At 69.9% G+C, this 14,217-nt stretch carries 10 protein-coding genes; 8 read left to right on the top strand and 2 right to left on the bottom strand.

Annotation, left to right across the window (positions count from 1 at the left end; all coding sequences use genetic code 11):
* Positions 1-66: 66 nt before the first annotated feature.
* Both ALI22I_RS42710 and ALI22I_RS42705 read right to left on the bottom strand, forming a co-directional pair.
* Complete coding sequence (locus ALI22I_RS42710; protein WP_077011318.1) at positions 67-1,128, bottom strand: LacI family DNA-binding transcriptional regulator; 1,062 nt, start codon at positions 1,126-1,128, stop codon at positions 67-69.
* A 133-nt stretch (positions 1,129-1,261) separates the two neighbouring features.
* Positions 1,262-2,260 carry a hydroxyacid dehydrogenase gene (locus ALI22I_RS42705; RefSeq protein ID WP_143532730.1) on the bottom strand — a complete coding sequence of 333 codons (999 nt, stop codon included), beginning with the start codon at positions 2,258-2,260 and terminating at the stop codon, positions 1,262-1,264.
* A gap of 186 nt (positions 2,261-2,446) precedes the next feature.
* Here ALI22I_RS42705 and ALI22I_RS42700 point away from each other — a divergent pair, with 186 nt between their 5' ends.
* The 8 genes from ALI22I_RS42700 to ALI22I_RS42665 all read left to right on the top strand — a co-directional run bounded on the left by ALI22I_RS42700 (position 2,447) and on the right by ALI22I_RS42665 (position 14,202).
* A complete protein-coding gene (locus tag ALI22I_RS42700) occupies positions 2,447-3,664 on the top strand; it encodes an alginate lyase family protein (RefSeq protein ID WP_077011316.1) in 1,218 nt (405 codons plus the stop codon).
* Positions 3,665-3,858: 194 nt separating this feature from the next.
* Positions 3,859-4,776, top strand: coding sequence for a DUF3048 domain-containing protein (locus tag ALI22I_RS42695; RefSeq protein WP_238598847.1), 918 nt, complete (start codon positions 3,859-3,861; stop codon positions 4,774-4,776).
* 67 nt (positions 4,777-4,843) lie between these two features.
* Entirely contained in the window at positions 4,844-5,401 is a 558-nt protein-coding gene (locus ALI22I_RS42690) for a class I SAM-dependent methyltransferase (RefSeq protein ID WP_238598846.1), read from the top strand.
* Between the two features lie 291 nt (positions 5,402-5,692).
* On the top strand, positions 5,693-7,159 hold the full coding sequence (locus ALI22I_RS42685) for a family 43 glycosylhydrolase (RefSeq protein WP_179118541.1): 1,467 nt from the start codon (positions 5,693-5,695) through the stop codon (positions 7,157-7,159).
* Positions 7,160-7,283: 124 nt separating this feature from the next.
* Positions 7,284-8,336, top strand: a complete 1,053-nt coding sequence (locus ALI22I_RS42680; protein WP_202971186.1) for a LacI family DNA-binding transcriptional regulator — start codon at positions 7,284-7,286, stop codon at positions 8,334-8,336.
* 205 nt (positions 8,337-8,541) lie between these two features.
* The gene (locus ALI22I_RS42675) at positions 8,542-10,704 is read left to right on the top strand and encodes a carbohydrate-binding protein (protein WP_077011313.1); all 2,163 of its coding nucleotides are present in this window, start codon (positions 8,542-8,544) and stop codon (positions 10,702-10,704) included.
* A gap of 64 nt (positions 10,705-10,768) precedes the next feature.
* Entirely contained in the window at positions 10,769-12,898 is a 2,130-nt protein-coding gene (locus ALI22I_RS42670; RefSeq protein WP_202971185.1) for a glycoside hydrolase family 36 protein, read from the top strand.
* On the top strand, positions 12,895-14,202 hold the full coding sequence (locus tag ALI22I_RS42665; RefSeq protein ID WP_077011312.1) for an ABC transporter substrate-binding protein: 1,308 nt from the start codon (positions 12,895-12,897) through the stop codon (positions 14,200-14,202). Before ALI22I_RS42670 ends, ALI22I_RS42665 begins: the two co-directional genes overlap by 4 nt.
* Positions 14,203-14,217 lie beyond the last annotated feature (15 nt).

Here is a 14,217-nt window from a genome sequence, read left to right as displayed (position 1 = left end):
TGGACACGCGCGTTCTGAACGTTGGACACGCGCGAGAGTCGTACGTTCGACTCTCGGGGAGTGGGGTTAGCGGGGTGGGGGTGGGCCTACGGATTGGCGGACTGCGATGTGGGTGCCGAGCATGACGTGTTGGACGGGCTCGGTGGCGCGGTTGATGGCCAGGCGGACGGCGGTGCGGCCTAGTTCGTCGTGGGGGACGTGGACCGTGGTCAGAGGGGGTACCAGGTCCAGGGCTAGGGGGATGTCGTCGTAGCCGACTACGGAGACGTCCTCGGGGATGCGGAGGTCGGCTTCGCGTAGGGCCTGGTAGACGCCGGAGGCGACGATGTCGGTGGCGGCGAAGATCGCGGTGAAGGGTTTGCCGTCGGCCAGCAGTTGCTTGGTCATCTGGTAGCCGGAGCCGCGGGTGAAGGCGCCGGTGACGATGAGGTCGGGATCGGGCGCCAGGCCGTGGGCGCGGTGGGCCTCGGTGAAGCCGCGCACGCGCTGGGTGGTCGTGGTGAGCTTCTCGACGACGCCCAGGAACGCGATCCGGCGGTGGCCTGCGGACAGGAGGTGGCTGGTGATCGCGTACGCGCCGTTCTCGTTGTCGTACTCCACGACGGTGGCGGGCACGTCCGGTCCGAGGGCGGGACGTCCGCACAGCACCATGCGCGAACCGGACCGGTCCAGCGCCCGCGCGAAGTGCGTCATCCGCTCCTGGTGCGCGGAGTCCTCCCACGCGCCGCCGACCAGGATCACCGCGTCGGCCTGCTGCTCCCGCATCAGCTCGATGACGGCCAGTTCACGCTGCGGGTCACCGTGCGTGGTGCACAGCAGGCACAGCCGGCCCTCGGTGGTGGCCTGGTGCTCCACACCCCGCGCCACGGCGGCGTGGAACGGCCCGGTGACGTCGTCCAGCACGAACGCCACGACCTTGGTGTGCGCTCCGGCCAGTGCCCGCGCGTGCGCGTTCACCACGAAGTCCAGCTCCCGCATGGCCCGGACCACCTTGGCACGGGTCGCGGTGGCCACCGGGTACGTTCCGCCGAGCACCCTCGACACGGTCGAAATGGATACGCCGGCCCGCGCGGCGACGTCCTTCACCGTGGCTTGCCCCACCTGCTCGGGGGTCGCTCGTCTGGCCAATGTGGTCCTTCTCCTCGTGGCGGAACCGGTTACGACCACGATAGTGCACACCCTTCCCCGACCACCGAGGCGCGCCGGCCGCACGCCGGATCTCCTTGCCGGTCAGGGGGAACGGCATGCCGCCGAGGGGTGCTCAGGCCACCCGGTCCAGGTCGGCGGGAAGCACCTGGCCTTGCAGCGGGACGCCCGCGATCAGGCGCTCCAGGTCGTCGACCGCCGACTGACCGAGCCGGCCGAGTTCGTTGCCGTGCGAGCCCGCGACGTGCGGGGTGAGGAACACGTTGGGCAGGTCGAACAGCGGCGAGTCGGACGGCAGCGGCTCGGGTTCGGTGACGTCGAGGACCGCGCTGATCCGCCCGGACGAGAGCTCGTCGATCAGCGCGTCGGTGTCGACCAGGCTGCCCCGCGCGGTGTTGATCAGCACGCCGCCGTCGGGGATCAGGGCCAGCCGCCTCTTGTCCAGCATGTGGTGCGTCTCGGGGGTGGCCGGGGCGTGCAGGCTCACCACGTCGCTGTCGCGCAACAGCTCGTCCAGCTCCACCAGCCGCACGCCGGGCAGGGGAGCGGTCAGGTACGGATCGGTCAGCGACACGATCAGGTCGAACGGCGCCAGCAGCTCCACTACCCGGCGCCCGATCCTGGACGCGCCCACGATCCCCACGCGGCGGCGGAAGTTCCCGATGTCGGGCACGACCTCGGCGAGGGTGAAGTGGCGTTCGGTCCGGTAGCGCTCGCGCAGTCCGAGCACGTCCTTGCCCACCAACAGGATCATGGCCAGGGTCAGTTCGGCGACCGGCAGGGCGTTCGCGTCGGCGGCCGAGGACACCACCACGCCGCGTTCCCAGCACTCGGGCGTGACGTGGGCCTTGACCGAGCCGCCCGTGTGCAGGACGGCGCGCAGGCGAGGTGCCGCCCGCAGGACCGCGGCGTCGATCGGAGGGCAGCCCCAGCCGGTCACCAGGACTTCGACGTCGGCCAGTGCCGCGACCGCCTCCGGCGTGTCGAACCGCTCCACCACTGCGGTCTCGTCGACGTCGACGAGCCGGCGCAGCTGGCTCATGACGTGCTCCGGGAAGATCATCGGCAGGTGCTCGCGGCTCATCGCGAAGAGTGCGGTCGGGCGATTCGCCACCGAGTCAGCTCCGTTCCCCAGACAGGACTAGAAAGCGTTGTCTACGGTAGAAGCCCAGCTTCATGCCCGTCAACTGGTGTCATGAGGCTGTCTCGGTGACGTAAATTCAGGTATCGTTTTCTATCCCTGTATCGGTGGGTTCGCCGCCCTCCGCCGGCCGTCGTGACCAGTGCACAAAGGAGTGCCATGACCGACGACTCGTCTACCAGCACGCCCAAAACCGAGCCCAGCCGCCGCAACGTCCTCAAGGCGGCGCTCGCCGTCGGCGTCGGGGCCGCCGTCCTGCCGCACACCAGCGGCACCGCGCTCGCCGCCGTCCACCCCGGTCTGCTGCACACACAGGCCGACTTCGACCGGATGAAGGCGCGGGTCAACGCCGGCACCAACCCCTGGAAAGCGGGCTGGGACAAGCTCGTCGCCAACCGGCACTCGGCCAGTTCCTGGGTCGCGAACCCGCTGGAGACGGTCATCCGGGGCGGGGAGGGCGAGAACTACGGGACCCTCTACAACGACATCCACGCCGCCTACCAGAACGCCCTGCGCTGGAAGATCAGCGGCGACACGGCCCACGGCGACGCGGCGCGGAACATCCTCAACGCCTGGTCGGCCAAGCTGAAGACGGTCACCGGCAACGCCGACCGCTTCCTGGCCGCCGGGATCTACGGCTACCAGTTCGCCAACGCGGCCGAGATCATGCGCGGCTACAGCGGGTTCGACCTCAACCGGTTCAAGACCATGATGCTGAACGTCTTCTACCCGGTGAACAACGACTTCCTGCGCAACCACAACGGCGCCTGCATCACCAACTACTGGGCCAACTGGGACCTGTGCACGATCAACTCGGTGCTGGCCATCGGCGTGCTGTGCGACGACCAGGCCAAGATCAACCAGGCGATCGACTACTTCAAGACCGGCGCGGGCAACGGCTCGATCCTGAAGGCCATCCCGTTCCTGCACTCCGGCGGCCTCGCCCAGTTCCAGGAGAGCGGCCGGGACCAGGGGCACACCATGATGGGCATCGGCCTGCTCGGCTCGTTCTGCGAGATGGCCTGGAACCAGGGCACCGACCTGTACGGGTACAGCAACAACCGGATCCTCCAGGTGGCCGAGTACGTGGCCCGGTACAACCTGGGCAACCCCGTGCCGTTCACCACCTACCGGTGGGGCACCGGCACCAACTGCGCCCAGCGGGAGCACACCGTGATCTCCGATGTGGGCCGGGGGCAGAACCGGCCGGTCTGGGCGTTGATCCGCAACCACTACGTGAAGCGGCGCGGCTTGGCGGCGCCCAACACCACGGCGTACATGGACCGGGTCTACCCGGAGGGCGGTGGCGGCGACTACGGCCCGAACAGCGGCGGCTTCGACCACCTCGGCTTCGGCACGTTGACCCACGTCCGGTGACCGTTCGGGGGTGAACCAGGCCGGTCCGGTCGCCGACGTGGCGGCCGGACCGGCCTGAAACCGTGGTGTCAGGCCGATCTGCTCTGGTACTCGGGCGGGCGTGGACGGATGATTGAGAGTGGCGGTCAGCCCGTGATCGGTCAATCCATGATCGGTCAGCCCGTGATCGTGCAGGTCCGTGTGAGGTGAGTCCGGTGGGTACTCGTCGGCGACAGATCGTCTTCGCGGTCTTGATGGTCCTCGCGCTGGTGTCCGCGTGCGGCAGCGCGGAACCGGCTGGGGAATCGGCCCCGGCCACGCCGGGTCCGGTCCAGCCGGCGGCGCTCGTCGTCAAGGTCGACAACGCGCCCGCCGCACGTCCGCAGACCGGGATCGGGTCGGCCGACGTGGTGTACGTCGAGCCCGTGGAGGGCGGTATCACCAGGCTCGCGGCGGTGTACTGGAGCCAGGTGCCCGAGGTGGTGGGGCCCGTGCGCAGCGTGCGGGAGACCGACCTGGAACTGCTCGCGCAGTACGGCACGCCCGTGCTCGCCTACTCCGGCTCCGCGCCGGAACTGGTCCCGTTGATCGACCAGGCGCGGCTGGTGAAGGCATCACCGCAGGAGGTGGGCAACGCCTACGTGCGTGACGAGAGCAAGCCCGTGCCGCACAACCTGTACGTGCACCCGGCGCGGCTGCCGAAACCGGAGGCCGGTCAGTCCGCACTCGTGTTGCCGAGCGGGCCCGCGCCGTCCGGTGGCCGCCCCACCGCCACTTGGTCGGTCAAGTTCCAGAGCGCGGCGTACGACCTGGCGTGGTCGGCGGGCTGGACGATCTCGGTGGACGGCGCTCCGCTGGTGTCGGCGGATTCCGGACCCGTGTCGGCGGCGAGCGTGGTCGTGCAGCAGGTGTCGACGCGGACCGGTCGGTTCGTGGAGGACGCCTCGGGGACCGTGTCGCCGGTGGTCGTGACGGTCGGGTCCGGCGCGGCCGTCGTGCTGCGGGACGGTGCCGCGTTCGACGCGACCTGGTCGCGACCCACCGCCGCCGACCCGACCCGGTTCACCACGGCGGACGGCACGGACCTGCCGGTGGCGCCCGGCCGGACGTGGATCTTCCTGGTCCCGGCCTGATGCCCGCTCGGGTGGCACTGTGTCCGTCGCCGCCGATCCACAAGGGACGGGTGGGACACTGATCGGCGTGACGGACATCCGGTGGGACGGCGACGAGTACCAGCGCCGGTTCGACGATCTGGCGGCGACGGGTGCCGATGTGCACGGCGAGGCGACGTTCGTCCGGGCGTACCGGCCGGCGAGCGTGCTGGACGCCGGCTGCGGGACCGGGCGGGTCGCGATCGAGTTGGCCAGGCACGGGATCGAGGTGATCGGCGCGGACGTCGACGCGTCCATGCTCGCGACCGCGCGCAAGCTGGCCCCGCACATCGGCTGGGTGGAGTCCGACCTCGCCGACCTCGACCTCGGCCGGGTGTTCGACGTCGTGGTGATGGCGGGCAACGTCCCGCTGTTCACCCCGCCCGGCACGCAGGCTGCTCTGGTCGCGGGCGTCGCCAGGCACGTCGGCCGGTTGTTGGTCGCGGGCTTCAGCCTGAACCGCGGGTACACCGTCGCCGACTACGACGCGCACGCCACCGCGGCCGGGCTGCGGCTGGTCGAGCGGTTCGCCACCTGGGACCGTGAACCGTTCACCGGCGGCGACTACGCGGTGTCCGTCCACAGTGCCGGAGACCCGACGACCTGAGGTTGCGGTCCGGGGACCGTGGGGGAGCGCGGCGTCCAGTGCGACTCGGCGGGTCCCGCCGTCCCCGACCGGACCGGCCGCCGGCTGCGGCGCCTCGTGCGAGGGCGCCATGCTCGCACCGGCCGGTCACCGGAGCGGGCACGCGGAGTTAGCGCTAACCACCCAGACCCTGAGATCGGATTCTTGAGGGGCAACATCGATACTGTTAGCGTTCACATGCGGCGACCCGGCGCCGTCCAGTACCTGGGCGACTGCCATGCCCGGGTTCCCGCGTGCACGTGAGGAGTGGTTGTGCTGTTCCCTCAACGCCGAGGAACGGCTCGGCGGGCCTTGTCGCTCGCCGCCGCTGTTGTCATCGCGCTGGCCCTGACTCCCTTCAACGCCGGCCAGGCCGCGGCCGCGCCTGGTCCGAGTTTCAGCAATCCGGCTGTCGGCACGCCGAACAGCGCGGACCCGACCCTGGTGCAGTACAACGGCAACTACTACTACGTCGCCACCACGTGGTCGGCCGATGTGGTCATGCGCCGGTCGTCCACCATCGCGGGCCTGCACACCGCGCCGGAGCAGGTCGTCGTCCGCACCGGCGGAACGACGATGTGGGCGCCGCACCTGGAGATGGTCGGCGACCGCTGGTACCTGTACTACTCGGTCGAGCAGTCCGGCGGCGCTCGCCGGACGCACGTCGCCGAGAGCGCCGGGACCGACCCGATGGGCCCTTACACCATCCGCGGGATCATCAACCTGATGCCCAACAACGGGTGGGCGATCGACGCGAGTCTGCTCAAGCTCAACGGCGCCCTCTACATGACGTTCTCGGCGTTCTCCCCCATCGACAACCTCCAGTCGCTGTTCATCGCGCCGATGTCCAACCCGTGGACGGCGAGCGCCTTCGGCACGCGGATCTCCGCGCCCACCCTGACCTGGGAACGGCAGGACGGTGACGTCAACGAAGGCTCCTTCGCGTTGCAGCGCAACGGCCGCACGTTCCTGACCTACTCCGCCAGCCACTGCCAAGGCCCGAACTACAAGCTCGGCATGCTTGAGTACACCGGCGGTGACCCGCTGGCGCAGGCGTCCTGGTCCAAGTTCGCCGACCCGATCTTCCAGCGCAACGACGCCGCGAGCGTCTACGGTCCGGGCCACCACTCGTTCTTCTCCTCGCCCGACGGCACCGAGACCTGGATCGCCTACCACGCCAACTCCTCCGCGACCCAGGGCTGCGGCAAGACCAGGACGACCCGCGTGCAGAAGATCTCGTGGAACGCCGACGGCACCCCGAACCTCGGTGTCCCGGTCTCCACGTCCACGGTGCTCCAAGGACCCTCGGGTGAAGCCGACGGCCCGTCCCGCGCCAAGATCCGCAACCGGCACAGCAACCTCTGCCTGGACGACTACAACTTCGGCACCCAACCCGGCGCCGAGGTCCGGCAGTGGACCTGCAACGACGCGCCGGTCCAGGACTGGTACCTGACCGCGCTCGGCAACGGCTACTACGAGATCCGCAACGGCCACAGTGGTCTCTGCCTGGACGACAAGGACTGGGCGACGGCGGCCGGCTCGGTGGTCCAGCAGTGGACGTGCAACCGGTACACCGTGCAACAGTGGCGGGTGAACTCCGTGGCCGGTGGTTACTCCACACTGGTCAACCGGTACAGCGGCCTGTGCCTGGACAACTACAACTTCGGCACCGCGCCGGGCGCCGAAGTGCGCCAGTGGACCTGCAACGGCAACAACGCCCAGCAGTGGACCATCGGCTGACCCGTTCGCGGCGAGGAGGAGGGCATCGGGCCTGGGCCGATGCCCTGCTTCCGCGATGACCGCACCGGCGTCCCGCGTCTGAAGTGGTTTTGACGTCACGGTGGTTACCGATCACGATGACGGGGTGACAGGACGTTCATCCGGCATGCCGGCCCGGAAGCGGGGGCGGGAATCCGCGCCCAGCATCCGCGATGTCGCGGCGGCCGCGGGCGTCTCGTACCAGACCGTGTCCCGGGTGCTGAACGACTCGCCCAACGTCAACCCCGACACCCGTCGGGTGGTTCTCGGCGTCATCGAGCGGTTGGGTTACCGGCCCAACCGGGCGGCCAGGGCGCTCGGCTCGGGGCGTTCGAGCGCGGTGACGGTGGTCATCGCGAACACCACCCTGTACGGCTACGCCTCGACGCTGCAGGGCATCGAGGAGGCCGCGCGCCTGAAGGGGCTCGCGGTCGGGGTCCGGGTGGTGGAGTCGGACCGTCCCGTTGACGTCCGGCACGCGGTGGAGTACGTGAGCGATCCCAATGCCGGCGGCATCGTCGTGATCGCCTTCGACGCGGCCGGGGCCGGGGTCCTGCGGGCGCTGCCGGCGGACGTGCCGGCGGTGGCCGCGACGGAGGCGGGCGGCCTGACCGACACCCCGCGGTCCATGATCTACCTGGACGAACGGCAGGCCGCCGCCGATGCCACGAAGTACCTGCTGTCCCTGGGGCACCGCACGGTGCACCACGTCGCCATACCGTCGGAAACCGGCACGAGCGCCCGCCAGGCGGGGTGGCGGGACACGCTCGAACGTGCCGGCGCACCCGTGCCGGAAGTCGTGCCGGCCGGGTGGGACGTGCGGTCGGCCTACCTGGCCGGACGCGGGCTGGCGGCGGACCCGGACGTGACGGCGATCCTCTGCGGCAACGACGACACCGCCATGGCGGTCCGCCGGGCCCTGCACGAGGCCGGCCGGGACGTCCCGGGCGACGTCAGCATCGTCGGTTTCGACGACGTCCCCGGCGCGGCCTACTGGACGCCCGCGCTCACCACCGTGCGGATGGACTTCGTGGCCCTCGGCCACGCGTGCCTGGCGGCGATCGTGGCCGAGGTGACCGGGCTGCCGCAGCCGGCGGTCGAGTTGGCGCCGCCGTCGCTCGTGGTCCGCGAGTCGACCGCACCTCCCCGCGGTCGTTGACCCCCGACCCGTCCGAATTGTTCGTAACAACACGGTAACGCGGTCTTCTCATCAGCCTATGTGACCGGTCACACTCTCGCCAGTCCATGTGACCGGTCACATGCTTGTGAACTGCGCGAACGTGCCGCCGCTGAAGCCTCACGGATGCGCCGCCGCAGCTCTTGCGCCCAGCAGTTCGACCCTCGACGAGGAGGTAACGACGGTGATGGGATCGACGAAGGCGAGGATCGCCTGGTGTGCGGTCGTGGCCGCGATGGCGGCGGGCGTGACGTCCGGGTCGGCGGGTGCGGCCCCGTCGCAGCTCATGGTCGACCTGGCGGCGAACACCGGCGCCCTGCGCTACGGCGCCACCGGGTTCCTGTACGGGCTCGGTGACGAGGGCGTCCCGAACGAGAACATGCTGGCGGCGCTCAACCCCCAGGTCACCGCGCAGAAGGCGCCCGACGGTCTGCAACACCCGAACGGGGACGCACTCAAGATCGCGCCGATGTTCAAGCGCGCCGGCGGCCGTGAGATCCAGATCTACATGCAGGACATCTACAAAGAGTGGCCGTACGAGAACCTGGGCATCGCCGACTACCTGTCCAAGGTGGACACGATGACCCGCAAGGTCGTCGCCGACCCGTACCGGACGTCCTATGTGTACGTTCCGTTCAACGAACCGGACGGGATCTGGTACCAGAACGACGTCAACCGGCTGATCGCCGACTGGAAGACCGTCTACCAGAAGATCCGCTCGATCGACCCCGGCGCGCGGATCGCCGGACCGGGCTTCTCCACCTACCGTTCGGCCGACCTGCGCGCGTTCATGACCGCAGCCCGGGACAACGGCGTGCTGCCCGACGTGACCGCCTGGCACGAGCTGAACAACGACTTCTTCACCAACTGGCAGACCCACTTCGACGACTACCGGGGCATCGAGCGCAGCCTGGGCATCACCGCCCGGCCGATCACGATCAACGAGTACGGCCGGTTCTCGGGCGATCTGGGTGTGCCGGGCAACCTGGTCCAGTTCGTCTCGAAGTTCGAGGCGTCCAAGGTGGACGGCTGCCTGGCGTACTGGACCACCGCGGGCGGGCTCAACGACCTGGTCACCCGCAACAACCAGGCGACCGGCGGCTGGTGGCTCTACAAGTGGTACGGCGAGTTGACCGGTAACACCGTGGCCGTCACGCCGCCGTCGGCGAGCGGTTCGCTGCAAGGCGTCGCGGCGCTCGACCCGGCGAAGAAGCAGGCGCGGGTGGTCTTCGGCGGCAACAACCCCGTCACCGGCACCTACGACACCGACGTCATCGTCAAGGGCCTGGCCTCGGCCTCCTACCTCGGCAGCCGCGTGCACGCGTCGGTGTGGGGCGTGGACACCTCCGGCCTCAACCCGTCGACCGGCCCGTACCTGGTGCGGGAAGGCGACTACACGGTCAGCTCCGGGCAGCTCACCATCCCGTTGACCGGCCTCAAGGGAGCGTCGGCCTACCACGTGGTCATCACGCCGGACAAGGACCTGACGACGGTCGGCTCCGCGTCCCGCTACGAAGCCGAGTACGCCCGTCTCGGCGGCAGCGCCAGGGTCACCTACGGCAGCAACACCGGCTACTCCGGCACCTCCTTCAGCGAGGGCTACGGCGCCAGCACCAACGCGAGCACGAAGTTCGTGGTGACCGCGCCGACCGACGGCTACTACAACCTCGGCCTGCGGTACTCCGCCGGCCCGTACAGCGGCGCGCCCGCCAACCGCTCGATCCGGCTCAAGCTCAACGGCGCCGACCTGACCGACGTGGCGCTGCCCGGCACGGCCGACTGGAACACCTGGAACACCGCCACCACCAAGGTGTTCCTGACCGCGGGCATCAACCGCGTCGAGGTCAACGCCTACGCCACCGACGACCGTGACGCGATCAACGTGGACTACCTGGACGTCACGGCCACCACCGGAACGGTGACCGCCTACCAGGCCGAAACCGGCAACACGCTGGGCGGCGCGGCCGTGGTCGTCAACGACACCGCGGCCTCGGGCGGCAAGTACGTCGGCTGGATCGGCGGGGGAGCCGCGAACACGCTGCGGTTCAACAACGTCACCGCGCCCACCGCCGGCCGTTACCGGATGGTCGTCACCTACGCCAACGGCGAGTTGGGCGAGGGCGCCTCCAACTACAACTCCAACATCGTCGACCGGTACTCCGACATCAGCGTGAACGGCGGCGCGACCAAGCGGTCCTACTTCCGCAACACGCTGGGCTGGTCGAACTACCGGACCACCGTGGTCGACGTCGACCTGGCGGCGGGTGCCAACGCGATCACCTTCGCCAACGGCTCCAGCGGCTACGCGCCGAACATCGACCTCATCCAGATCGCCGCACCCATCGGCTGACGGCAACAGCAGGTTCGTCGCAGCACAGCAGGTACCGCGCCAGAACGCACGACAGGAGCAATCGGTGATCTCGTTGGAGTCCGCCACGAGCGTGGTCTGGGGCCACTCGGCGTTGGAACTCGTCGTGGACGTGTCCCCGGACGGCCCGGTCGGTGTCCGGACCTTGTCCGCCGGCGGCCCGCGGCCCGACGACTCGCGGGCGGCACAGCCGCTGGTGGAGCTGCTGGTCGCCGGTGAAGGCCGGGCCCGGGTCTCGCACCGGTTCTCGGAGACCGCCCTCGGCCGCCGCATGGTCTACGCCGGGTCGGCGCGCACGAGCGACGGCAAGTGGAGCGAGCTGCACGTCGACGTGCGCGACGAGCGGACCGGGCTGGTCGCGCGGACGTCGTTCCGCTCGGTCGACGGGGTCGGCGCCTGCCAGATCCGCACCAAGGTGACCAACCACGGTGACGCCCCGGTGCTGTTGCAGGGCGTCACCTCGTTCGCCGCCGGGTTCCCCGGTGTGCGGATCGAGGACGTGGACCTGGTGCGGGCCGACAGCGAGTGGCTGGGCGAGGGCCGGTGGGTCCGCCACCCGCTGCGTGACGACGCCGTCCCCGATCTCAACCTGCGGCTGCACGGGCAGGACGGCCGCGGTCGGTTCGCGGCCGTCAGCACCGGCACCTGGTCCACCGGGACGCACCTGCCGACCGGTGGGGTCGTGGACCGGCGGAGCGGGCAGGCGTGGCTGTGGCAGGTGGAGCACAACGGCGCCTGGCGGTGGGAGGTCGGCGAGCGGCTCGACGGCGCGTACCTCGCGCTGCTCGGACCGACCGACATCGACCACCAGTGGCAGCACCGCCTGCTGCCGGGCGAGTCCTTCACCACCGTCCCGGTGTCGGTGGCCGTCTCCGAGTCCGGTCTGGACGGTGCGATCGCCGCGATGACCGCGCACCGGCGCGAACTCGTCCGCCCGCACCGCGACCGGACCGCCCTGCCGGTGGTGTTCAACGACTACATGAACACGCTGATGGGCGACCCGACCACGGCGAAGCTGCTCCCGCTGATCGACGCGGCTGCCGCCGTCGGCGCGGAGGTGTTCTGCATCGACGCGGGCTGGTACGACAACGGCACCAGCTGGTGGGACAGCGTCGGCGAGTGGCGGCCGTCCAAGACGAGGTTCCCGGGCGGGCTGGAGGAGGTGATCGAGCACATCCGCGACCGCGGCATGGTGCCCGGTCTGTGGTTGGAGCCGGAGGTGATCGGGGTCAACAGCCCGATGGTCCCCAGACTCCCGGACGCCGCGTACCTCCAGCGGGCCGGCGTGCGGCTGGTCGAACACGACCGGTACCACCTGGACCTGCGCCACCCGAGTGCGATCGCGCACCTGGACGAGGTGGTCGACCGACTGGTCAGCGGACTCGGGGTCGGGTACTTCAAGCTCGACTACAACATCGACGCCGGCGCCGGCACCGACCTGGCCGCCGACAGCGCCGGATCGGGCCTGCTGGCGCACAACCGGGCCCACCTGGACTGGCTGGACCGGGTCCTGGACCGGCACCCCGACCTGATCCTGGAGAACTGCGCGTCGGGCGCCATGCGGATGGACTACGCCATGCTGTCCCGGATGCAGTTGCAGTCAACCAGCGACCAGCAGGACTTCCTGCGCTACCCGCCGATCGCCGTGTCGGCCCCGATGTCGGTCCTGCCCGAGCAGTCGGCGAGCTGGGCCTACCCGCAGCCCGACATGTCCGACGAGCACTTCGCCTACAGCGTGTGCACGGGGATGCTCGGCCGCCTGTACCTGTCCGGGCGCCTGGACCTGATGAGCCCCGACCAGCTGCGGTCCGTGCGCGGTGCGGTGAAGGTGTTCCAGGACGTCCGCGCGGACCTGGCGACCGCGGTGCCCGTGTGGCCGCTGGGCCTGCCCGGGTGGAGCGACCCGTGGCTGAGCCTGGCGCTCAAGTCCGGTGACGTCACCCACCTGGCGGCGTGGCAGCGCGGTGGTGACGGCGCCGGCGTGACGTTGTCCCTGCCCCACCTGCGGGGCCGGCACATCGACATCGAAGTGCTCTACCCGCGCGAGCTGCCGGCGTGGAGCACCGACTGGGACCCGGACTCCGGATCATTGACCTTGACGCCGACCCACCGCGAAACCGCGTCCGCGCGGCTGTTCCGGATCGTCACCCAACCCACAGAAGGATCAGCAGGATGAACCGATTGATCACCGCCGCCACCGCCGCGGCGCTCATGGTGGGCCTCGCGGCGTGCAGCGACCCGGGCGCGGGCGCTCCCGTCGACGCCGCGGTCACGTGGGCCGACCCCAGCGCGAAGCTCGACGGTGTCAAGCTGACCGTCTGGGCCGCGCAGAACAGCAACACCGTGCCGGAGAAGGTGGTGGCGGCGTTCGAGCAGGCCACCGGCGCCTCCGTCGACGTGGTGACCATCCCCGACCCCTACGAGCAGGGCATCCAGACCAAGGTGGCCACCGGTGACAAGCCGGACCTCGCGTTCTGGCAGCCCACCGCGTCGATGCTCACCGCCATCAACGCCAAGACCAACCTCCAGCCGCTCACCGACGCGCCCTGGCTGCCCAAGCTGGACCCGGAGCTGCGCGATATCACCGGCATCCTGGACGGCACGCGTTACGCCGCCCTGATCACCAGCCCGGCCGTCGAGGGCGTCTACTACAACAAGGAAGTCTTCGCCGCCAACGGCATCACCGAGACGCCGAAGAACTTCGACGACATGGTGACCGTGGCCCGTTCGCTCAAGGGCAAGGGCGTCACCCCGTTCTTCGAGATGGCCGCCGACCGGTGGGCGACGCAGTGGTGGGTGCAGGTCCAGCTCGCCGACGCGGCGAAGGACGGCCTCTGGGACAAGATCAACACCAAGCAGGAGACGTTCAGCAGCCCCGTCGTGCTCGACGCGATCAAGAAGTACAAGTCGCTGATCGACGAAGGCCTGTTCAACGCCGACATCAAGACCGCCAAGTTCGAGGACCAGGGCGCCGCGCTGCTCGCCGGTGACGCCGCCATGGTGGTGCAGGTCAACTCGTTCTTCGGCCAGCTCCAGGCCAAGTCCGACACCGCCACCCTGGACCAGAAGATCGGGTTCTTCCCGATCGCGCCGTCCGGCCAGGTCGGCACGTTCATCCCGGACCAGTCCAACGCCCTGGTCGCCTTCCGGACCGGTGACGCCAAGCGCGAGGCCGCGGCCCGGCAGCTGCTGTCGTTCTGGATGGGCCCCGGCTACCAGGACTTCGTCACCGACCGCAACACCATCTCGCTCCAGCCGGCCGTCGCCAACCCGGCCGGCGTGCCCAAGGCCCTGCTCGACGTGCACGCCTCACTGGGCACGGCGGTCGGCTCCATGCAGGCGCTGGCGGTCGCCAACCCCGACCTGTACATCAACCTCGCGGACATGATCGTCGGGACCATGACGCCGGAAGAGGTGGCCAAGGCCACCCAGGACCAATTCGCCCAACTGGCCAAGGCCGCCGGAGCGCCTGGCTTCTGAGCCCGGCACCGACTG

Origin of the sequence: Saccharothrix sp. ALI-22-I, from assembly GCF_001984175.1 — a bacterium.
Taxonomy (GTDB): Bacteria; Actinomycetota; Actinomycetes; order Mycobacteriales; family Pseudonocardiaceae; genus Actinosynnema.
Note: the sequence above shows the minus strand (reverse complement) of the source record. Positions and strands in the feature narration are given on the sequence as shown.

Excerpts from the sequence above, each read along its gene's own strand:
- ALI22I_RS42700 (WP_077011316.1), top strand. The coding sequence starts at position 2,447 with ATGACCGACGACTCGTCTACCAGCACGCCCAAAACCGAGCCCAGCCGC.
- ALI22I_RS42665 (WP_077011312.1), top strand. The coding sequence starts at position 12,895 with ATGAACCGATTGATCACCGCCGCCACCGCCGCGGCGCTCATGGTGGGC.
- ALI22I_RS42675 (WP_077011313.1), top strand. The coding sequence starts at position 8,542 with ATGGGATCGACGAAGGCGAGGATCGCCTGGTGTGCGGTCGTGGCCGCG.